The following is a 21,158-nucleotide window of genomic DNA, read 5'->3' on the forward strand; positions in this document are numbered from 1 at the left end:
TATGTAACCGGTAACATTTGCGCAATCGTAGTCTGGTTTTGCGATAATTGCTAGCCCCTTTTTCCCTGTGTTTCCCCAATCGGCCCATCGATCACGTGACCAAGTCCACCACCGTGTCCCTCGTAGAAACCGCGCCGGCGGCCCCACGCCGTGCGCGCAAGAACACCGGGCGCGTCACTCTGAGCGACCTTGCCAAGCTGGTGGGTGTGACCAAGGTGACGGTGTCCCGTGCGCTGAACACGCCGGAGCTGGTGTCGGGCGACACGCTCGAGCGCGTGCGCGAAGCGGTGCGGCAGACCGGCTATACGCCGGACCTCGTGGCCGGCTCACTGGCATCCAACCGCAGCCGGTTGATCGTCGCGCTCATCCCGACGATTGCGGGCAGCGTGTTTCAGGAAACGGTCGCGGCGCTGACCACCGAGCTGGCTGCTGCGGGCTATCAATTGCTGATCGGCCAGAGCGGCTACGACGAATCACGCGAAGATGCACTGCTCGATGCGATCGTCGGACGGCGCCCCGCGGGCATCGTGCTGACGGGCGTGGTGCACTCCGCCAGCGTGCGGCAGAAGTTGCAGGCGGCCGGCGTACCGGTAGTGGAAACCTGGGACATCACGCGCAACCCGCTGGACATGCTGGTGGGCTTCTCGCACCAGAAGGTCGGCCAGGCGGCGGCGCGCTATCTGAAACAACGCGGCGCAAAGCGCCCCGCCGTCATCACGCCGAGCGACCGCCGTGCACAGGCCCGCGCGCAAGCCTTCGTGAAGGCGTTCGGCTCAGAGGCCGACATTCCCGTGATGGCCGCCGAATCCCCCGCCAGCCTCGGCGACGGCCGGCGCGCACTGGGCATATTGCTAGAGCAACATCCGGACACCGACGCCATCTTCTGCGGCGCAGACATCCTTGCGCTCGGCGTGCTGATGGAGGCGGAACATCGCGGCATTGCCGTGCCGGCGCAACTCCGCGTGGTCGGCTACGGCGACCAGGTGTTCGCCAAAGACACCACGCCCGCGCTCACCACCATCCGCATCGACGGCACAGGCATCGGCAAGCTGGCAGCGACGTTGCTGATCAACCGCATCGAACACGGCGACGAAGAACGGCGCACGGTCGATGTGGGTTTCACCCTCGTTGAGCGCGACAGCGCGTAGCGCTTAGGCAGGCACCGCGTCCGCATCGAGCGGAAACACGGGCCGCTGCACCTTCACAAACGGAAAGCGCGCGTAATCCGAACTGGTCACGCCGCCGCCATCGCACTCCACCACGGCCTTGGCAATCGGCACGAACACGGGCCGGCAATACATGCGCGACTTCAACAGCACGAAGCGCGCGGCATGCGGGTCCACGCCGATGTGCGTGAAGATACCGAGGTCCCAGTGCTCCTGCGGCGTCTCCGTGACGACGATCTGCGCCGCGCCGATGTCGAGCAGCGCCGTGCGGCCCATGCGGATGCGCTGGCCCGTATAGGTCGGCCCCGTGATGGTGTATTCGCCGTCGCTGATGCCGACAACCTTGCCCGTCAGCGCGCGCGGCACAGGGTAGATACCCAGCTGCACGAGCGGCACCTTGTCGCCCACGGGCAGCGAGACGGTAGCACCCTCGCCCGCCTCGATCATCGCAGCGACAGCTTCCGGGTCGCACACTGGCCCGACGGCGATGCCGCTCAAGCCTTGCTTCAACGCTTCGTGCAGGACGTGCATGTCATCGCACGTGCCGCCTGACATGCAGTTGTCGCCGTGGTCGAGCAGCAGCACGGGGCCGCTGCCGGGGGCGTGTGCCAACTTGGCCGCGCGCGCAATCGATTCGGTCAGCGGTTCAGAGCGGTAGACGAACCCTTCGCGGTCGGCCCAGATGGCATCGGCGATGCGTTGCGCCGCGGCGTCGGCGGCATGCTTGTCGCCGTTGCCGACCACCACGACGGAAAGGCACGGGGCGGCAATGTCCGCCAGCCCGAATCCGGCCAGGATCGACACGGCCAGCATGCCGTCAGTCTCGGCCTGCTTGGCGAGCGCCACGGCGCGGTGCATCGCCCCTTCGTCGGTGCGGCTGCGCAGGGTGTGCGTGACCATCGGCAGGCGGCGCCACGCGAGCACGGGGTTCGCGCGGCCGGCCAGCTTGTCGAACAGCAGGCGGCCGGCGTGCTCGCCGGTTTCGTACATGTCAACGTGCGGATACGTCTTGAAGCTGACTGCGATGTCGGCCAGGTCAATGAACTTCTGCGTGAGATTGCCGTGCAGATCCAGCGCGACGGCAATCGGCACGCCGGGCGCCACCGCGCGCAGGCGTTCGAGCAGATCGCCTTCGCCGTCGTCGCTGTTCTCGGCGACCATCGCGCCGTGCAGGTCGAGCATCAGCGCATCGCAGCCGGGTGCAGCCGCGACGATGGCGTCGCACAGCGTGGTGTACGCCTCGGCAGCGACCCGTCCGCTGGGGTTCGCTCCGGCCACGACGGGCACGACGATTTCCGCGCCCGCCGCCTCCGCCAGATCGATGAACGCACCGGCCGCCGTGCGCGTGCCCTTGGCGGCGCGGTACGCGTCGGCACCGTAGTGCGGATGGAACGATGCCAGCGGCGTCGGCACCGGCGAGAACGTATTCGTCTCGTGATTGAAGCGGGCGATCAGGATGCGCATGAGCGGTCGGGTGATGGTGTCAAACGCGGCCAGCGGCCTGGAGCATCGCGTGCAGCAGCACGTTGGCCCCGGCTTCCAGATGTTCGGGGCGGGCGTCTTCGATTTCGTTGTGGCTGATGCCGTCCTTGCACGGCACGAAGATCATCGCGGTGGGGGCCACACGCGCCAGATAGACCGCGTCATGGCCTGCGCCGCTGATCACGTCCATCTCCGACAACCCCAACTGCCGCGCGCCGCTGCGCACCGCGTTCACCAGCGTGGCGTCAAACGGCTGCGGCGGGAAGTAGACGACCTGGCGCAATGCGATGTCGATGCCGCTGCGTGTGCGCAACTCCGCCACCGCCTCATGCAGTGCCGCATCCATGTCGGACAACATCGCGTCGTCAGCGGCGCGAAAGTCGATCGTCATCGACACTTGGCCGGGAATCACGTTGCGCGAATCCGGATGCACGCTCAGGCAGCCCACCGTGGCCCGCGCGTGTGGCGGGCGCTCCAGCGCGATGCGGTTGGCAATGCCGACCAGCTCCGCCGCCGGCAGCAACGCATCGCGGCGCAGCTCCATCGGCGTGGGGCCGGCGTGCGCTTCCATGCCGGTCAAGACCACGTCGTACCAGCGCTGGCCGAGCGCGCCCGTCACCACGCCGATCGTCGTGGCGTGCGCCTCCAGCACCGGCCCTTGTTCGATATGTGCTTCGAAATAGGCACCGACGGCTCGGCCGCCAACAGGCTCACTCCCCGCGTAGCCGATACTGCGTAGCGCCTCGCCCACGGCAACGCCGTCGCGGTCCTGCGCGGCCAGCACGGCGTCCAGCGCAAACTCGCCGATGAACGCGCCGGAGCCCATCATCACCGGCACGAAGCGCGAACCTTCTTCGTTGGTCCACACGGCCACTTCGATGGGCGCTTCCGTTTCGATGCCCGCATCGTTGAGCGCGCGCACCACCTCGATGCCGGCGAACACGCCGTAGTTGCCGTCGAACTTGCCGCCGGTCGGCTGCGTGTCGATATGGCTGCCGGTCATCACCGGCGGCAGTGCATTGTTGCGGCCGGGGCGGCGCGCGAAGAGGTTGCCGATCGCGTCCACGCGTACGGTGCAGCCAGCGGCTTCGGCCTGCGCAACAAAGAAGTCGCGGCCCTGCCGGTCGAGATCCGTCAGCGCAAGGCGGCGCACGCCGCCCTTGGGCGTGGCGCCGATGCGCGCCTGCTGCATGAGCGTGTCCCACAGACGTGCGCCGTTGACGCGCAAAGTGGTATCGAGTTGGGTGGTCGTCATGATGTGTGCGTTTAAGCGGCCAGACCGACGCCAAGGTAGCGGTCCTTGATGGCGTCGTCGGCGCGGAAGGCTTCGTTGGTACCGCTGTAGACCACGCGGCCCTGTTCGATGATCACGTGGCGATCGGCGAGCTGCGTGCAGACTTCAAGATTCTGTTCGACAAGCAGGATGGACACGCCCGCCTGCTTGATGACTTTCAGCTGCGCGACGATCTCTTCCACGATGACGGGGGCCAGACCTTCGACCGGCTCGTCGAGCATCAGCAGGCGCGGGTGGTTCATCAGCGCGCGGCCGATGGCCAGCATCTGCTGCTCGCCACCGGACAGGTTGGCGCCGCCATTGCGCCGCCGCTCATGCAGACGCGGGAAGATGCGGTAGATGTCAGCCAGCTGCCACGGAGAATCCCGCCGCGCGCCGAGCTTCAGGTTCTCCTCCACCGTCAGCAGCTTGAAGATGCCGCGATGCTCCGGCACCAGGCACAAGCCCTGCGCGGCAATGCGATGCGGCGGCGGCCCAGCGATGTCCTTGCCGCGAAAGCGCACTTGCCCGCCGCGCGGCGTGACGACGCCGGCAATCGTCTTCAGCGTGGTCGATTTTCCGGCGCCATTGCGGCCGAGCAGCGTCACGAGTTCGCCCTCGCCCACCGTGAGCGCCACGCCCTGCAGCACGTGGCTCTTACCGTAATAGCCGTGGAGGTCTGCAACGTCGAGAATCGCCGTCGTCGTCATGCCTTGCCTCCCGTGATCATGTTGCCGAGATACGCGGCGCGCACGCGCGGATCCGCCCGCACGGCATCGGGCGTGCCCTCCATGAGCACCTTGCCCTGCTGCATGACGGTGATCATGTCGGAGATGTCCATCACGATGTCCATGTTGTGTTCGATCAGCACGACCGTGTGATCCTGCGCCAGGCCGCGAATGAGCGCCTTCATGGCGGGCAGGTCGTCCACGCCCATGCCGGAGGTGGGTTCATCCAGGAAGATCGCGCGCGGGTTGGCGGCCAGCGCCATGCCCACTTCCAGCCGGCGCTGCTGGCCGTGCGAAAGGACGGCGGCCGGCGTGTCGGCCAGGCGCGGCAATTCAAGCCGATCGAGCACGCGGTCGACCGTGTCGGCGCAGGCCAGCTCGCCCTGCGGCAGGCGCCAGCCGTGCAGGGCACGACGCGGCGTGGTGCCGAGTGCGGCGAGGCGCAGGTTCTCACGCACGGAAAGGCTCGGGAACAGGCTCGTCACCTGGAACGAACGCGCAATGCCACGCTGCACACGCTGGTAGTCGGCTTCACGCGTCACGTCGTGGCCATCGAAAACGATGGTGCCGCTGGTGATCATGCGTGTGCCCGTGAGCATGTGGAACAGTGTGGTCTTGCCTGCGCCGTTGGGGCCGATGACGGAGTGGACCGTGCCGGGCATCACACGCAGATCGACGCCGCCCAGTGCGGTGAATTTGCCGTACTGCTTGACGATGCCGGTGGCCTGGAGGATGGGGGTGGTGGTCATGCGCGCTCCTCCTGCACCGCCGGTGCGTGACGCAGTGCGCGCACACGCTGCCACAGCTTCTGCCCGAGCCCGAACAGCCCGCGCTGCATGAACAGGCTCACTGCGATCAGCAGGAAGCCGAGCAACATGAGCCAGCGCGGCCACAGGCTTGAGAGCCAATCCGACAGCAACACATAGAACGCCGCACCCAACACCGAGGCAAACACGTTGCCCGTGCCGCCGATGACGGTCATCACCAGAATCATTTCGCTGACGTGGTAGTCGATATTGGCCAGCGGCGCGATGCCCGTGAGCATGGCGTGCAGGGCGCCGGCCAGCCCTGTCACCGCACCGGAGATGACAAACGCCAGCAGCTTGAATGCGCGCACGTTGTAGCCGACGGCGAGCGCGCGCTCTTCGTTGTCGCGAATGGCCAGCAGCGTGCGGCCAAACACCGATTCCGTCACACGCTGCACGAGGAAGAACACCACGAGAAACAGCGCCGCGACAAACGCGTAGAACGCCCACGGCGACGCCGCAAATGCCGGACGCGGAATATCGAGCAGGCCGTTATCGCCGCCTGTGAGCGACGGCGTGGTGTAGGCCAGGAAATAGAACATCTGCGAGAAGGCCAGCGTCAGCATGACGAAGTACGTGCCGCGCTGGCGGATGGCGAACCAGCCGACCACCGCCGCCACGACCGCGCCCACCACCACGGCCAGAACAAGCGCCACCGGCATCGGCAGCGCGAGTTGCGTGAGGCCGATACCCGCGGCATAGCTGCCGAGCCCGAAGAAGATGCCTTGCCCGAACGACAGCAGCCCCGTGTAACCGAGTAGCACGTTGCAGGCCATCACGGCCATCGCGTAGACGAGCACTTCGGTGGCCAACGTGCCGGACGTCAGCACCAGCGGCAACAGCAACGTCACGCCCAGCGCCAGCCACCAGAAGCGCTGACGCGAAATTCCATGGAATGCGGCTTGCATCATCCCCTCCCCAGCAGGCCGTGCGGGCGCAGCAGCAGCACAGCTGCCATCGCCACGTAGATCATCAGCCGTGCGCCCTCGGGCCACAGCGTGCTCATCAGGCTCTGCACGATGCCGACCAGCAGGCCGCCGACCAGCGCCCCCGCAAAGCTGCCCATGCCACCCACCACCACGACCACGAAGGCGACGCCGAGGGCCTCCACGCCCATGAAGGGCTCCGCGCCGCGAATGGGCGCAGCCAGCACACCGGCCACCGCCGCGGTCGCCGCGCCCAGTGCAAACATCAAGCTGAACAGGCGGAATACGTTGATGCCGAGCAGCGACACCATCTCGGTCGATTCGCTCCCCGCGCGCACGGCGCTTCCCAGCCGCGTGCCCTCCAGCAGCCACCACAGCCCGAGCGCCAGCACGGCGGTAAAACCGATCACGAACAGCCGGTACTTCGGATAGACGAAATCGCCCCACATCACCACGCCCTGCAATGCATCGGGCGCTGGCACGTCCACGCCCAGCGGCCCCCACGCCACGATGATGAGTTCCTGCACCACCAGCGCCAGCCCCACCGTGACGACGATGTGGAATTCGTGCGCCTGCGCATACACGTGCCGCAGCAGCACCTTCTCCGTCACCCACGCCAGCGCGCCGATGACGAGGGGCGCGAGCACAAGCGCCAACCAGAAATCCATGCCCATCTGCAGGGCCTGAAAGCACAGATACGCGCCCAGCGCATAAAACGCGCCGTGGGCGAAATTGACGAAGCGCAACAGCCCGAAGATGATCGACAGCCCTACCGCCAGCAGGAAGTAGAGCATGCCGATCCCCACGCCGTTGACGACCTGGAGCAGGTAGACGTTCATTGCGTTGACCGAAATGGCACTCAGGAAGACAGGCGCCCGCGCTTCAGTGGCCGAAGGCGGGCGAGCGGCAGATCAGACCCTCAGGCCAGCTTGCACTGCGTCTGTTCGACCGGCAGGAACGCCTTGCCGACGGCGACCACCTCGGCAAAGTCGTCCTTGTCCTTCATGCGGTTCTTGGGCTTGCCCTTGAGCAGGTAGTAGTTCTTGAGCACCTGGTGGTCGGCCGCGCGAATTTCTTCGGGGCCCGTCAGGCCGTCGTACTTCATGCCCTGCAGCGCGGCAATCACGGCCTTCGGATCGGCGCTGCCGGCCTTGGCCATCGCGTCGAGCAGGATCTTGGTGCAGGTGTACGAGCCTGCCAGGCTGTAGTTCGGGTTGGTCTTGAACGCGGCCTGTGTGCGCTTCACCAGATCGCGGTTGGCGGGCGTATCCACGTCGTGCCAGTACTGCGCGCCGAAGTACACGCCGTCGCACAGGTCGGCGCCGAGCGATTCGAACTGCTCCAGACCGGACGCCCACGCCACCAGGATCGTCGTGTTCTTCTTCATGCCGAAGCTCACCGCCTGGCGCAGCGTGTCGGACGATTGCGAACCGAAGTTCAGGATCAGCAGCACGTCGGGCTTGGCGGCCATCGCGTTGGTCAGGTAGCCGCTGAATTCCTTCTCGGTGAGCGCGTGATAGCTGTTGCCCACATGCTCGATGCCCTTTTCCTTGAAGATGTTCTTGGCCGCCGAAAGCAGCCCGTCGCCAAACACGTATTGCGGCGTGATGGTGTACCAGCGCTTGGCCTTGGGCATCGACTCGATGAGCGGGCGCACGGTGCGCTCGATGGCGCCGTATGTGGGCACCGACCAGCGGAAGGTCGCGCGGTTGCAGTCCTTGCCGGTAATTTCATCGGCGCCCGCGGTCGTGATGAACACCCCGCCGAACTTCTCCGCCTCCTTGCCCATGGCCAGCGATTCGGAAGACAGGATGCCGCCCGCGAAATAGCGCGCGTTCTTCTGCTGCGCGAGTTCCTGGACCTTGCGCACGGCCGTGGCTGGCTTGCCCTCGGTGTCGAGCACGCTATACGCCAGCGGCCGGCCGAGCACCTTGCCGTATTGCTCCACGGCCAGCTTCATGCCGAGGTCGGCAAACTTGCCATTGGCAGCGAACGGACCGGACATCGGCACCGGGCAGCCGAGTTCGATGGCATCGGCCGCAAACGCAGAACGGGCCTGCAGCACCGACGCAGGCACGGCGGACAGCGCCGCCAGTTTGAGCAAATCTCGACGATTCAAAGCGCACTCCTTGGGGTTCGTGTATGGGACACAACAAGCGCCTGGAGCCACCTGCGGCGGCCTCCTCCTAGCCTGACCGGCGAGGTTTTTCGCCGACGGTAGCGTCGAGCAAGAACCAGACCAGTTTCTTATATTTGTTATGATAAATAGGCGAAATCATCATAGAATCCGCCTCCACGCTGCGTCAACGACGACGAAGTCGGTGTTTACGCCAAGGTGTGTGGGATTGAGGTGCCGGGCGACGATGCGGGAATGCGGTGCGTACGCACGATCGAAGGGCATGCATGCACCACCTCGGGCAGCCCGGGCGGCACAAGCTCGCAGTTAGAATGCGCGCAACTAGGAACGGACATCCATGGCCACACTCGGAGCAGGCAAGACGGCGTCGATCGGCATTCGCAAGCAGAAGCGCGCCGACCTCGTTGCCGAAGAACTCAAGCGGCTGATCACGCAGCGCAACCTCAAGCCTGGCGACAAACTCCCGCAGGAGGTCAAGCTGCAGGAGACCTTCGGGGTGAGCAAGGGCACCATCCGCGAGGCGCTCAAGTCATTGGAGGTACAGGGCCTGGTGAGTGTGAGCACGGGCCCCGCCGGCGGCGGCACCATTGTCGAGGTGCCACTGGACCGCACGTTCCAGCTCATGCAGAACTATCTGTTCTTCAAGGACATCGGCATTGCAGACGTCTACACCGTGCGCCGTCTGCTTGAGCCTGAACTGGCCGCGGGTGCGGTGCCGCATCTGACCGAAGATGATTTCCACGCGCTTGAGCACACCATCGACCTGTGCGACCCAGCGTCGACCAAAGCCGCTGCGCCGCTCGACCAGCGTCAGGAAGACCTTAGCTTTCACGACATCCTGGCCGCGGCCAATCCCAATCCGATGCTGCGGTTCTGCTGCGAGTTGATCAACGAAATGATTCGGCAGCTTGTGGTGTTCGGCAACGAAACCTCGCCGAAGGACCATGCCAAGTTCGGCGCGTCCAACGTCAAGTTCCACCGGCAGATTCTGGATGCGGCCCGCGCGCGCGACGCCGACACCGTGCGCGCACTCATGAGCACGCACATGGAAGACTGCACGCATCACGTCACGCGCATGAAGGGCCGCGTTCACGGCCGCCTCGTGCTCGATTCCGAGATGCCGCGCCGCCATCGGCCGCTGATCGACGATCACGACGACAGCGACCACAGCGACGACGGCGCGTGACGGTTCAGTAAGTCTTGTAGGGCAGGAACTTGCCGCTCATGACGATGCGCACGCGATCGCCCTTCGGGTCGGGCTCGCGGGTGAGGTCCATGTTGAAGTCGATCGCGCTCATGATGCCGTCGCCAAACTCTTCGTGGATGAGCGCCTTGAACGTCGTGCCGTACACGCTGATGAGTTCGTAGAAACGGTAGATCAGCGGATCCGTTGGCACTGCCGTGGGAAGCGAGCCCTTGTACGGCGTCACCTGCAGCAGCGCGATGGCCTCTTCGGACAGCTCCAGCGCCGCGCCCACTGCATGCGCCTGCGCTGCAGTCAGCGTCATCTGGCCGAGCAGCGCAGCGGTGCTCCATTCCTTGCTGTGGCCAATGACCTCGGCCAATTGCGTCCACGTCAATTGCTTCTTGATCTTCTGCAGGACGATCATTTCGGTCACATCTTCGCGTTGCATATCGGCACCTTCGATGGGTTGAGGAAACGGCGCGCAGCATAAGCAAGGTGGATGCCATGCACGCAGTTCAGCGCCCGTGGCGACGCTTGCGCCCGATGTAAAAATTTCCGCATCGCAACATACGTCCGGCAACCGTTTCAACGCGTTGTGGGTACAACTCGAACTAGGGCAAACCCCGAGATTGACAGCGCTGTCAATTGTGGCCATTCTTGCGTCCGTCGGCACCACCACACGATTCCGAAGAGAACGCTGACACCGCTGTCATGCATGGCAGCCGGTCCAATATCAGGAGACAGTCCATGGAGCTTGAAGCCGCACGTCCGGCCGCACGTCGTCAATCCCGCAACACGCGCTTTGGTCAACGCGTCGGCGCGTCGGCCATTGCAGCCGCCGTCCTCGCGCTGGGCGCAGGCAGTGCCCACGCGTATGACATCACCACCAGCCCGTATCTGACCGGCGACTGGGGTGGCCTGCGCACCCGCCTGGCCGAACAGGGCGTGACCTTCAACCTCGGCTACGGCAGCGAAGTTGCGCACAACTTCAGCGGCGGTACCGAACACCTCACGCGCTACACCGATCAATGGGTCATCGGTACGGCGCTGGACCTGCAAAAGCTCGTCGGCTGGCAAGGCGCCACGTTCCAGGCCACCGTCACCGACCGCAACGGCCGCAACCTCGGCAGCGACGCGAACATCGGCAACAACATGCTGATCCAGGAAGTCTATGGCCGCGGCCAGACCTGGCACCTGACGCAGTTCTGGCTGAACCAGAAACTGCTCAACGACCGCCTGGAAATCAAGGCAGGCCGCGTAACGGTGGGCGAAGACTTCTTCTCGTTCTCGTGCGATTTCCAGAACCTGACGTTCTGCGGCTCCCAACCGGGCAACTTGGTGGGCGGCTACTGGGTGAACTGGCCGACCAGCCAGTGGGGCGCGCGCGCCAAGGTGCACACCTCGGCCGAAACCTATGCGCAGATCGGCGTGTACCAGGTCAACCCGAACTACGTGGATGACGGCTGGGCCCGCCGCAACGGCTGGAAGCTGAACAACCCCGGCGGCACCACGGGCGCGCTGATTCCGCTGGAGTTTGGCTGGATGCCCACCATCGAGGGTCGCCCGGGCACGTACCGCGCAGGCGTCTGGTACAACACGTCGAACGGCAAAGACCTGTATGAAGACGTGAACGGCAACGCCCGCGGCATCACCGGCCTGGACGCCAAGCAACGCAGCGGCCAGTACGGCGTCTACCTGAACCTGCAGCAGCAGATCACGGGTGCGCCGGACGGACGCGGCGCCACGGTGTTCCTGAACTTCTCGCAAGCCGATCGCAACACCGCGCAGACCGACCACCAGATCTCGGTGGGCGTGCAGTACAAGGGGCCGTTCGATCGCTTGGCCGACACCGTCGGCTTTGCCGTGGGTGCCACGCACAATAACGGCCGCTATGCCGACTTTGTCCGTCAAACCAACGCACGCACCGGCGCCAATACCGTGGTGGGTGACGGCTACGAATACGTGAGCGAGCTGTATTACAGCTGGTCGCCGGTGAAGTCTGTGTACTTCCGTCCTAATCTGCAGTACATCCTTCATCCGGGCGGCACTTCGCAAAACAAGAATGCCTTCGTCGTCGGCCTGAAGACCGGCGTCACGTTCTAAGAATGCACTTGCGCACAATAGGAGACCTTTCATGATTTCCCGCGTACTGAACACCCTCGCCGCTGCGGCGATCCTGACTTTCGCCGCCACCTCGGCCCACGCCAGCAAGGAAGCGCCGGTGATCGGCTTCTCGATCGACGATCTGCGCGTCGAGCGCTGGACGCACGACCGCGACTACTTTGTCGAATCGGCCAAGAAGCTGGGCGCGACCGTCAACGTGCAGTCGGCCAACGCCAACGAAGCCAAGCAGATCGCCCAGATCGAAAACCTGATCGCCCAGAATGTCGACGTGCTTGTGATCGTGCCGTTCAACTCCAAGGTGCTGGGCAACGCCATCGCAAGCGCCAAGAAGAAGGGCATCAAAGTTGTGTCGTATGACCGCCTGATCCTGAACGCCGACATCGACGGCTACGTGACCTTCGACAACGTGAAGGTGGGCGAGCTGCAGGCGCAGGGCGTGGTCAAGCTCGCGCCGAAGGGCAATTACTTCCTGCTCGGCGGCGCCGCGACCGACAACAACGCACGCCTGCTGCGCGAAGGCCAGATGAAGGTGCTCAAGCCGTACGTCGACAAGGGCGACATCAAGATCGTCGGCGAGCAGTGGACGCCGGAGTGGGACCCCTCCAAGGCGCAGAACATTGTTGAGAACGCGCTGACCGCCAACAACAACAACATCCAGGGCATCGTTGCCTCCAACGATGGCACGGCCGGTGGCGCGATCCAGGCGCTGGCACGCCAGAAGCTGGCGGGCAAGGTGCCGGTGTCTGGCCAGGACGCTGACTTGGCCGCCGTGAAGCGTGTGGCCGAAGGTACGCAGGCCATGACGGTGTACAAGCCGATCAAGCAGATCGCCGCCACCGCCGCCGAGATGGCCGTCGACCTCGTGAAGGGCACGGCGCCGAAGTTCAACACCAAGCTGAACAACGGCAAGAAGGATGTCGACACCGTGCTGCTGACCCCGACGCTGCTGACCAAGGACAACCTGGACAGCACCGTCGTCAAGGATGGCTTCTATACGCATCAGCAGATCTTCGGCAAGTAAGCCGCCGATGCAGTGGTCAGTCGTAGTCAGTAGGAGAACGCCATGAGCAGTAACGGCACCCTGTTCGAGATGCGCAACATCGTGAAGTCGTTCTCCGGTGTGCGCGCGCTCGACGGCGTCAGCCTGGCAGTGAGGCCGGGCGAGTGCGTCGGTTTGTGCGGGGAGAACGGCGCCGGGAAATCGACCCTCATGAAGGTGCTGTCGGGGGTCTACCCCTACGGCACCTTCGAAGGCGAGATCCTGTGGGAAGGTGAGCCGCTGCACGCGCATTCCGTGCGCGACAGCGAGCGCGCTGGCATCGTCATCATCCACCAGGAACTGATGATGGTGCAGCAGCTCTCCGTCACGGAGAACATCTTCCTCGGCAACGAGATCACCAAGCCGGGGGGCCGCATGGACTACGACGCCATGCATGCGAAGGCAGAAGAACTCCTCGCCCGCCTGCGCCTGACCGACGTGAACGTGGCCGCGCCCGTGATGAACTACGGCAGCGGCCACCAGCAGCTTTTCGAGATTGCGAAGGCGCTCGCCAAGAATGCGCGCCTGCTGATCCTGGACGAGCCGACCTCGTCGCTGTCCGCCAAGGAAATCGAGGTGCTGCTGTCCATCATTGAGGACCTCAAGCGCAGCGGCGTGGCGTGCGTGTACATTTCGCACAAGCTCGATGAGGTCAAGCGCGTGTGCGACACCGTCACCGTCATCCGCGACGGCAAGCACATCGGCACACGCCCCGCCGCCGACATGACCATCGACAACATCATCACGATGATGGTCGGCCGCGAAATGACATCGCTCTTCCCCAAGGTCGAACACACGGTGGGCGACGTGGTGATGGAAGCGCGCAATGTCACCTGCTGGGATGTCACCAACCCCAACCGCAAGCGCACAGACAACGTAAGTTTTGCCGTGCGCCGCGGCGAGATTCTCGGCATTGCGGGCCTGGTGGGTGCCGGGCGCACGGAGATGGTGTCCGCGCTGTTCGGCGCCTACCCCGGCCGCTCCAGCGCAGAGATCATCATGGACGGCAAGCCGGTCAAGGTCAGCACGCCAGCACAGGCGATTGCCAACGGCATCTGCCTGGTGCCCGAAGACCGCAAACGCCACGGCATCGTCCCGTTGATGGCCGTGGGCGAAAACATCACGCTCGCCACGCTGGCGCAATACGCGCGCGGCTTGCGTGTCGACAAGGGCGCCGAACTCACCACCGTCGACCGCGAAATCAAACGCCTGCGCATCAAGACCGCCAGCCCGGCGCTGGCGATCGCCAGCCTTTCCGGCGGCAACCAGCAGAAGGCCGTGGTCACGAAGATGGTGCTGGCGATGCCAAAGGTGCTGATCCTCGACGAACCGACGCGCGGTGTCGACGTCGGCTCCAAGTACGACATCTACAAGATGATCGCCGACCTGGCCTCCAGCGGCGTGGCGATCATCATGGTCTCTTCCGAGATGCCGGAAATCCTTGGCATGAGCGATCGTGTCCTGGTCATCGGCGAAGGCCAGTTGCGTGGCGACTTCGTCAATCAAGGCCTGACCCAGGAGCGCATCCTGGCTGCTGCAATCAACGCTGAACCCGGCCGCCAAGCGGCTTGAATTGCCATGTCCAATATCCTGCAATCCCAACTCGCCCGCCAAAGCGGCGGCAATGGCGGTCCGCGCCTGGACGGCCGCGCCATCCAGCAACTGTTCGTGCGCTACAAGGTGCTTGCGCTGCTGCTGGCCGTGGCGCTCATCTGGGTCTTCTTCTACTTCCAGACCAACGGCACGTTCCTCAAGCCCAACAGCATCTCCAACCTGTTCCTGCAGATGTCGGTGACGGGCATGCTGGCCTGCGGCATGGTGTTCGTCATCATCGCGGGGGAGATCGATCTTTCCGTCGGCTCGCTGCTTGGCCTGCTGGGCGGGCTGGTCGCCATCCTCACCGTCAACCTGGGGTGGAACACCTGGCTGGCCGTGGGTACGGTGCTCGTGGCAGGCGCGGCCATCGGCGTGGTCAACGGCTTCATCACGACCAAGCTGCGCGTGCCCTCGTTCATCGTTGGCCTGGGCGGCATGCTGGCCTTCCGCGGCTTGCTGCAGTGGAGCACCGACAGCGTGACGATCGCTCCGGTGCCCGATGACCTCGGCAACCTCGCGCAGAGCTTCGTGCCGGCATGGCTGGCGTGGTCGCTGGCCGCCGTCATCGTTGCCGGTTCGGTTGTGCTGACCGTGCTCCGCCGTCGTGAGCGCACCCGCCTGTCGCTCTCGCTCACGCCGGTCTGGGCTGACGGACTGAAGCTGCTGGCGATCGCAGCCGCCTCGTTCGGCTTTGTCGCCGTACTCAACCAGGCCAGCGGCGTGCCCCTGCCGGTGCTGATCCTGCTCGTGCTGCTTGCCATCTTTTCGTACGTCGCGACACAAACCGTCTTCGGCCGTCACGTCTATGCGGTGGGCGGCAACATGGAGGCCACACGCCTGTCCGGCGTGAACGTCGGCCGCGTCAAGCTGCTGGTGTTTGTGCTGATGGGCCTGATGTGCGCCTTCGCGGGCATCATCACCACCGCACGTTCGGCGGCGGGGTCGCCCTCCGCCGGTGTGGGCGGCGAACTGGATGCCATCTCCGCCTGCTTCATCGGCGGCACGTCGATGCGCGGCGGCTCGGGCACCGTGTACGGTGCACTGATCGGCGCGCTCGTCATGGCGAGCCTCGACAACGGCATGCAGCAGATGAACGTCGACGCCTCATGGCAGATGATCGTCAAGGGCGTGGTGCTGGTCGTCGCGGTGCTGATCGACGTGCTGTCGGGCTCCAATCGGGGCTGACGGCGGCTCGGTTCACATCACTCCAGGGGCCCATCCGGCCCCCCTCCCTGATCCCGGAACGATACGGCGGCGCGCGACGTTGCAGCGCCGGCCGCCGATCGTCCTTTTTTCTCCTCATCCCGAACGGAATTCGACATCGTGGCTGACTACCAAACCCCTGCTCGTGTTCTTGTGACCGGCGTGGCCGGCAACCTGGGCCGCAAGGTCGTCGAGGCACTGGCCTCCGCCCCGTGGTGCACGTCCATCATCGGCGTCGACTGGGTTGCCCAGAACGTCGAGTTTTCGCCGCAAGCAGCCGAACGTTTTCAATGGGTCAAGGCCGACCTCACGCAAGCCGACGGCGCATGGACGGATCTGCTGGGCAACGTCGATGCCGTCATCCACCTGGCCGCGATCCACTCCACGCCGGACGCAACGTGGGAGCAGGCGCTGGCCTCCTACGGCATGACGCTCAATGTGCTGCAGGCTGCGGCCACGCACGGCGTGCGCCGCTTCGTGTTTGCCTCGTCCAACCACGCGATGGGCGCATACAAGGACCAACCCCTGGCCGGCACCATCGGCCCCGGCAAACTCACCGCCGAGCTTCCGCCCGCCCCGGGCACGCGCTGGAACAACGGCACGGAAGACGTCTACTCGCTCGCCTACGGTACATCCAAGGCAATGGGCGAACGGCTTTGCAGCGCGGTGGGCGCCGTCTCGGCAGCCAACGGGGGCAAGCTGTCGATCGTGTCGCTGCGCATCGGCTGGGCACTGCCCGACGAGAACGACCCGAACGACATCAACTATTCCGGCACCGCTGACACACCCGTCCCCACCGAACTGCCCGATGAAGCCAGCCACATCGCGCTGCGCTGGTTCCGCAACATGTGGCTCTCGAATGGGGATCTGCGCCGGCTGTTCCTGTGCTCCGTCACAGCCGACCCGGCACGCTGGCCAGCACCGGCCATCGTCGTGAATGGCGTGTCGAACAACCGCGGAATGGATTGGGGTCTGGAGACCGGGCGCGAGCTGCTGGGGTATGAGCCGCAGGATGATTTGTATGGGTTGATCCGGCAGCCCGCCTAAGTCAACGCGCGGGCGCGCAGGTCGATTCCCGAATCACCAACTCATACTGCAAATTCTCGTGCACCGAATGCGGCTTCAGCCCCGGCAGGTGCGGGCGATGAATGGCGATGAGCTGTTCCACAGCCGCATGCGCCATTGCCTGGATCGGTTGGCGCACGGTGGTGAGCGCCGGCCAGAGCTGGCGTGAAAGCGGCGTGTCGTCGTAGCCGCAAATGGAGAGTTCTTCCGGCACCTTGATGCCCCGCGCCTGCGCCACGCGGAGCACGCCGGCGGCCATATCGTCGTTGCCGGCAAAGATGGCGGTGGGGCGCGGCTCGCACGACAGCAGCCGCTCAGCGCAGGCCACGCCCGACTCGAACGAGTGCTCGCCCTGCTCGACCAGTCGTTCGTCGACTTCGATGCCGGCTTGCGCCATTGCGTCGCGATAGCCGAATACGCGCTGATACGCCGCGCCGTGGGCGGGATCGCACACCACGAAGCCGATGCGGCGATGACCGAGGCCGATCAGGTGCCGCGTCATGTCGCGTGCGGCGGCGCGGTCTTCGGTGTTGACGGACAACCCTTTGTGCTCACGATCGGCAGGTGCCAGCCGCACGTAGTCGATGCCGGCTTCATCCAGCGCCGTGATCAGCGACGGCACGTCCGACACCGGCGGCGTCAGGATGATGCCGGCCAGGGCACGCTGGCGCGCACTCTGGATGATCTGGTCGGCGAGGTTCGGATCGCGGTAGTTGCACGGCGTGAGCAGCAGGCTGTAGTCGAGCGCCTGGCAGGCTTCGAGCGCGCCATGCTGAATGTTGACGATGTAGTTGTCGGAGGGGTTGTCGTAGACCAGCGCGATGATGTCGGCGCGCTTGCTGGCCAGTCGCCGCGCAGCCGGGTTGGGCCGGTAGTCGAGCGTCTGCATCGCCTCGACCACCTTCGCACGCGTCTTCTCGCTGATGTTGGGCTCGTGGTTCAGCACGCGCGAGACGGTCTTGATGGACACGCCCGCATGCGCGGCAACATCATCGACAGTGACGGCTCCGGCGTTGCGCTTCATGGTCTGGCGATGGTCTGGCGAATGTGGTTCTGAAACACGGAACGGGCGCCATCATGCGCCCGCCAACGTGTTCGATTTTACCGCCAACCCCCACGCGGCGCGGCCGAAAAAAACTAACGGGCGCTCAATCCCGAACGGCCAATCGGCAGCCGGATGATGCCTTGGGCGAAGCTCACGCCCAGCAGAACGAGACAGCCGCCGATCCAGTGATACCCGTGCACCGTCTCCCCCAGCATCACCGCAGCCATGCCGGCCGTGAAGACTGGCATCAGGTTCATCAACACCGCCGTACGCTCACTGCCGATGCGCTTGAGCCCCTGCATCCACAGATACGACGCGACGATCGACGAGGCAATACCCGCAAACGCCACCAGCCCGATGCCCCTGGCCGGCACGGCCAGGCTGTGCGCCGTCATGGCTACCGGAACGAGCATCACGACGGCCATCAACACCTGCACGTACAGGTTGATCCACTGCCCGAACGGCAACGCCCAACGGCGATAGAGGATGTTGTACAGCGCGTAGGCAGTGACGCCGGCAAGCACCAGCACGTCGCCGTGGTTGATGCCGCCATCGAACAGGTTGGTTGGTTCTCCGCGCCCAAGCAGATACAGCACGCCCAGGAGCGACACCACCACACCGGTCACCGCCTGCGCCCCGACCGGCTGACGAAATACCGCCACGTTCAGGATCAGCCCCAGCATCGGGATCAGCGCGCCGATCACGCCCATGTTGGTCGCGCTCGTACTGTGCGCGGCGTAGTACGCCAGGCATTGGTACATCACCATGCCCAGCAGCGCGAGCACCGCAAAGCGGCGCCACTGCGCCACCACGGCATGACGCTGGCGCCATAGCGGCCGCGCACAGAACGGCGTGAGCACGATGGCCGCCAACAACCACCGGTAGAACGAAATGGCCGCCGGGTCAACCACGCCGGCCGCGGCCTTCGACACGATTGTATTGGCGGCCCAGATCAGCACCGCCAGCAAGGGATACAGCACAGGCACGACGGCCTCCTCGAACACCCGAAGACGGCAGTGTAGTAATGTCCGGTTCAAAACATATACTTCAAACCAGACAACCTCACCCCTCGAAAGCGACAACCGTGGCTGACACCGTGTACACCGCCTTCCGCGAAGCCGATCTGCGGGTGCCCAAGGGCGCTCCGTTCTACTTTCGCTACGACCATTTCGAGCCTGAAACCGATATCGAGCCGCACACGCACCCGTGGGGCCAGATCAACCGGATCAGCCTCGGGTTGATGGAGGTGGTGGTCGATGGCCGCCGGCTGACGGCGCCTGCCGAATACGTGATCTGGGTGCCGGCCAACCAGCCGCATTCGGCATCGATCCGGCAAGCGACGGATTTCCTCTCGCTGTACATGGCGGAGCCGCTTGCGCAGCGGCTGCCACCCATGGCTTGCCTGATTCCGCAAACGCCGCTGGTGCGTGCGCTGTTCGAAGACTTCGCCACGCGCCGCGTCACCGCCATGGCTGACGAGTGGGACTTGCGCCAGTTCGAATTGCTGGTCGAAACGTTGGTGCGTGCCGGCCACGCCGATAGCTACCTGCCCGACAGCACCGACCGCCAGCTGGAGCCCATCCTGCAAGCCATCCGCCTGGACCCCGCAGACACCAACACGCTGCAGCAATGGGCCGAGCGCGTGCACAGCACCGAACGCACCCTTGCGCGCCGCTTCCAGACCGAACTCGGCATGAGCTTCGTGCAATGGCGCAACCGCGTGCGCCTGCTTCGCGCGCTGGTGTGGCTCAAGGAGGATCGATCGGTGCAGGACATTGCGCTCGCGCTCGGCTATGGAACGCCGTCGGCGTTCATTGCGATGTTCCGCAAGCAGGTTGGGGTTTCGCCCGAGCGCTATCGACGGCAGATGTGTGGCGAGGCGGAGCGCCCCGCCGCATAGACCGTCGTCATCAAGCGACCGAGTAACCGCCATCGGCCACCAAGGCGTAGCCCGACACAACGCTCGCATCATCCGAAGCGAGGGAGGCCACGATGGTTGCCATTTCCTCTGCGCTGCCGACACGGCCAGCCGGTGTGCCCGCCGCAAAGTCATACATCGCTTGGGCTGACGGCCAGATGCCGCGATGGTGAAACGGCGTCTCGACCAGGCCCGGCGGTCTCGACATCTGGAACTATCGTGATGCGCGAAACGCGGCGATCGGCGTTGTGTTTGTCGGGATGCCGATCGGTTCGAAGAAGATCGCCTCGTTCTACTTCGTCGATGCGGACGGCGTGCTTAAGAAGATCGAATACAAGGTCCTGCAGCAGTAACCCCCGGTGAAACCTGCCGCACCCGCCACCCATGGCGCGGGCACGGCATGGCCAACGCCTGCACTCACGGCGGCACGTCAATTCCCCCAATCGCAACGCGCCCTCGTGCCTTGCTTGTTACATTGAGCACGAACGAAAGAGGGATGGGCCACCAACACAAAAAATAAGTTGCATATCTAACCATCCTCACCTACCATCAATTCACCATGTTCGACCACTGCCTCTACTTCAACACCACCGCCCTGGCCCGCAAGCTCGACCGGGTCTGGGCAGACGCCTTCGCGCCGTTTGATCTCACGCCGCCGCAAGGCTTCATGCTCCGTGCGATCGTCGACCGCCCGGGCATGCTGCAAAGCGAGTTGTCGGAAGCGATGTCCGTCACGCGCCCCACGGCAACGCGCGCGCTGGATGGCCTGGAAAGCAAGGGCTTGATCGAACGCCGCAAGACGGAAGCCGACGGTCGCGAGACCGCCATCTTTCCGACGCGGGAAGCCGTCAAGATCGGTGCGGCGTTGAACGAGGCGAGCGGCGCCGTCACCGCAAGGTTGAAGCGTGTGCTGGGCAGTACCGAATTCACCGATACGGTGACGAAGATCCGCGGTGTGCGCTCCACCCTGACATGAGCGTCATTTTTTTGGCCACGTAGTTGCATTGCTAACTAAAAAGAGAAACATCATGCCCATCCTCAACGTCAAAGTCAGCGCCAAACGTTCTGCAGAAATGACGCAGAAGATCTCCAGCACGCTTCTGGAACTCACCTCCCGCATCCTGGGCAAGGACTCGAAGGTCACGGCCATTGCCATCGACTATGTCGACCCGGAAGACTGGGTCGTCGGTGGGCAGACGCTGGCCGCACAAGGCAAGAACAGCGTCTATTTCGACATCAAGGTGACGGAAGAAACGAATACCAAGGCAGAAAAGGCGCAGTACATCGCCGAGGCGTTCACGGCTTTTGCTGAGCTGCTCGGCAATCTGCACGAAGAGAGCTATATCTATGTGCAGGACGTTCGCGCCGCAGCTTACGGCTACGGCGGCAAGACGCAGGAGTACCGCTACCAGCACACGTAAATGTGCCGGCCGCGCCGCTCCCAACCCAACAACGATCAGGTGA

General features: G+C 64.6%; 21 protein-coding genes. 10 read left to right on the forward strand and 11 right to left on the reverse strand.

The window, feature by feature from the left end; translation table 11 throughout:
- Nucleotides 1-95 precede the first annotated feature (95 nt).
- Nucleotides 96-1,148 (forward strand): LacI family DNA-binding transcriptional regulator, encoded by a 1,053-nt coding sequence (locus ACUXH0_RS01645; RefSeq protein WP_028866907.1) that lies wholly within the window; start codon nt 96-98, stop codon nt 1,146-1,148.
- A gap of 3 nt (nt 1,149-1,151) precedes the next feature.
- On the opposite strand, the gene ACUXH0_RS01650 is transcribed toward ACUXH0_RS01645, so the two are convergent.
- From ACUXH0_RS01650 to ACUXH0_RS01680, 7 genes are all read right to left on the reverse strand, one after another.
- Nucleotides 1,152-2,630 carry a M81 family metallopeptidase gene (locus tag ACUXH0_RS01650; RefSeq protein WP_182593565.1) on the reverse strand — a complete coding sequence of 493 codons (1,479 nt, stop codon included), beginning with the start codon at nt 2,628-2,630 and terminating at the stop codon, nt 1,152-1,154.
- A gap of 19 nt (nt 2,631-2,649) precedes the next feature.
- The gene (locus ACUXH0_RS01655) at nt 2,650-3,903 is read right to left on the reverse strand and encodes a Zn-dependent hydrolase (RefSeq protein ID WP_028866908.1); all 1,254 of its coding nucleotides are present in this window, start codon (nt 3,901-3,903) and stop codon (nt 2,650-2,652) included.
- A gap of 11 nt (nt 3,904-3,914) precedes the next feature.
- Entirely contained in the window at nt 3,915-4,631 is a 717-nt protein-coding gene (locus tag ACUXH0_RS01660; protein ID WP_065851787.1) for an ABC transporter ATP-binding protein, read from the reverse strand.
- Entirely contained in the window at nt 4,628-5,398 is a 771-nt protein-coding gene (locus tag ACUXH0_RS01665) for an ABC transporter ATP-binding protein (protein ID WP_004632555.1), read from the reverse strand. Before ACUXH0_RS01665 ends, ACUXH0_RS01660 begins: the two co-directional genes overlap by 4 nt.
- Nucleotides 5,395-6,363 (reverse strand): branched-chain amino acid ABC transporter permease, encoded by a 969-nt coding sequence (locus ACUXH0_RS01670; RefSeq protein ID WP_024542648.1) that lies wholly within the window; start codon nt 6,361-6,363, stop codon nt 5,395-5,397. Before ACUXH0_RS01670 ends, ACUXH0_RS01665 begins: the two co-directional genes overlap by 4 nt.
- Nucleotides 6,363-7,220: a branched-chain amino acid ABC transporter permease gene (locus ACUXH0_RS01675; protein WP_004632550.1), complete on the reverse strand. Its 858-nt coding sequence runs from the start codon at nt 7,218-7,220 to the stop codon at nt 6,363-6,365. Before ACUXH0_RS01675 ends, ACUXH0_RS01670 begins: the two co-directional genes overlap by 1 nt.
- Nucleotides 7,221-7,300: 80 nt before the next feature.
- Nucleotides 7,301-8,500: an ABC transporter substrate-binding protein gene (locus ACUXH0_RS01680; protein WP_004632548.1), complete on the reverse strand. Its 1,200-nt coding sequence runs from the start codon at nt 8,498-8,500 to the stop codon at nt 7,301-7,303.
- Nucleotides 8,501-8,855: 355 nt separating this feature from the next.
- Between ACUXH0_RS01680 and ACUXH0_RS01685 the strand changes: the two genes are divergently transcribed.
- Nucleotides 8,856-9,704, forward strand: coding sequence for a FadR/GntR family transcriptional regulator (locus ACUXH0_RS01685; RefSeq protein ID WP_182593564.1), 849 nt, complete (start codon nt 8,856-8,858; stop codon nt 9,702-9,704).
- A 4-nt stretch (nt 9,705-9,708) separates the two neighbouring features.
- Here the strand turns inward: ACUXH0_RS01685 and cynS are convergent, their stop codons facing one another.
- Nucleotides 9,709-10,152 (reverse strand): cyanase, encoded by a 444-nt coding sequence (gene cynS / locus ACUXH0_RS01690; protein ID WP_024542653.1) that lies wholly within the window; start codon nt 10,150-10,152, stop codon nt 9,709-9,711.
- Nucleotides 10,153-10,451: 299 nt separating this feature from the next.
- On the opposite strand from cynS, the gene ACUXH0_RS01695 reads away from it, so the two are divergent.
- The 5 genes from ACUXH0_RS01695 (at nt 10,452) to ACUXH0_RS01715 (ending at nt 16,713) form a co-directional block, all read left to right on the forward strand.
- Nucleotides 10,452-11,807, forward strand: coding sequence for a carbohydrate porin (locus ACUXH0_RS01695; RefSeq protein WP_024542654.1), 1,356 nt, complete (start codon nt 10,452-10,454; stop codon nt 11,805-11,807).
- A 31-nt stretch (nt 11,808-11,838) separates the two neighbouring features.
- Complete coding sequence (xylF, locus tag ACUXH0_RS01700) at nt 11,839-12,849, forward strand: D-xylose ABC transporter substrate-binding protein (protein ID WP_182593563.1); 1,011 nt, start codon at nt 11,839-11,841, stop codon at nt 12,847-12,849.
- Nucleotides 12,850-12,891: 42 nt separating this feature from the next.
- Nucleotides 12,892-14,439, forward strand: coding sequence for a xylose ABC transporter ATP-binding protein (locus ACUXH0_RS01705; RefSeq protein WP_004632535.1), 1,548 nt, complete (start codon nt 12,892-12,894; stop codon nt 14,437-14,439).
- A 6-nt stretch (nt 14,440-14,445) separates the two neighbouring features.
- Nucleotides 14,446-15,648: a sugar ABC transporter permease gene (locus ACUXH0_RS01710; RefSeq protein WP_182593562.1), complete on the forward strand. Its 1,203-nt coding sequence runs from the start codon at nt 14,446-14,448 to the stop codon at nt 15,646-15,648.
- Nucleotides 15,649-15,786: 138 nt separating this feature from the next.
- A complete protein-coding gene (locus ACUXH0_RS01715) occupies nt 15,787-16,713 on the forward strand; it encodes an NAD-dependent epimerase/dehydratase family protein (RefSeq protein WP_024974389.1) in 927 nt (308 codons plus the stop codon).
- A gap of 1 nt (nt 16,714) precedes the next feature.
- Here the strand turns inward: ACUXH0_RS01715 and ACUXH0_RS01720 are convergent, their stop codons facing one another.
- Nucleotides 16,715-17,755 (reverse strand): LacI family DNA-binding transcriptional regulator, encoded by a 1,041-nt coding sequence (locus ACUXH0_RS01720; protein ID WP_004632530.1) that lies wholly within the window; start codon nt 17,753-17,755, stop codon nt 16,715-16,717.
- A gap of 113 nt (nt 17,756-17,868) precedes the next feature.
- A complete protein-coding gene (locus tag ACUXH0_RS01725; protein ID WP_024974390.1) occupies nt 17,869-18,762 on the reverse strand; it encodes a DMT family transporter in 894 nt (297 codons plus the stop codon).
- A 98-nt stretch (nt 18,763-18,860) separates the two neighbouring features.
- Here ACUXH0_RS01725 and ACUXH0_RS01730 point away from each other — a divergent pair, with 98 nt between their 5' ends.
- Complete coding sequence (locus tag ACUXH0_RS01730; RefSeq protein ID WP_182593561.1) at nt 18,861-19,676, forward strand: AraC family transcriptional regulator; 816 nt, start codon at nt 18,861-18,863, stop codon at nt 19,674-19,676.
- Between the two features lie 10 nt (nt 19,677-19,686).
- Here ACUXH0_RS01730 and ACUXH0_RS01735 read toward each other — a convergent pair whose 3' ends face one another.
- Nucleotides 19,687-19,902 (reverse strand): SDR family oxidoreductase, encoded by a 216-nt coding sequence (locus ACUXH0_RS01735; protein WP_028866847.1) that lies wholly within the window; start codon nt 19,900-19,902, stop codon nt 19,687-19,689.
- 351 nt (nt 19,903-20,253) lie between these two features.
- Between ACUXH0_RS01735 and ACUXH0_RS01740 the strand changes: the two genes are divergently transcribed.
- Nucleotides 20,254-20,670 carry a MarR family winged helix-turn-helix transcriptional regulator gene (locus ACUXH0_RS01740; RefSeq protein ID WP_028866848.1) on the forward strand — a complete coding sequence of 139 codons (417 nt, stop codon included), beginning with the start codon at nt 20,254-20,256 and terminating at the stop codon, nt 20,668-20,670.
- 52 nt (nt 20,671-20,722) lie between these two features.
- Nucleotides 20,723-21,115 carry a tautomerase family protein gene (locus ACUXH0_RS01745; protein ID WP_028866849.1) on the forward strand — a complete coding sequence of 131 codons (393 nt, stop codon included), beginning with the start codon at nt 20,723-20,725 and terminating at the stop codon, nt 21,113-21,115.
- Nucleotides 21,116-21,158 lie beyond the last annotated feature (43 nt).

This window comes from Ralstonia sp. 110700041-2, from assembly GCF_056280165.1.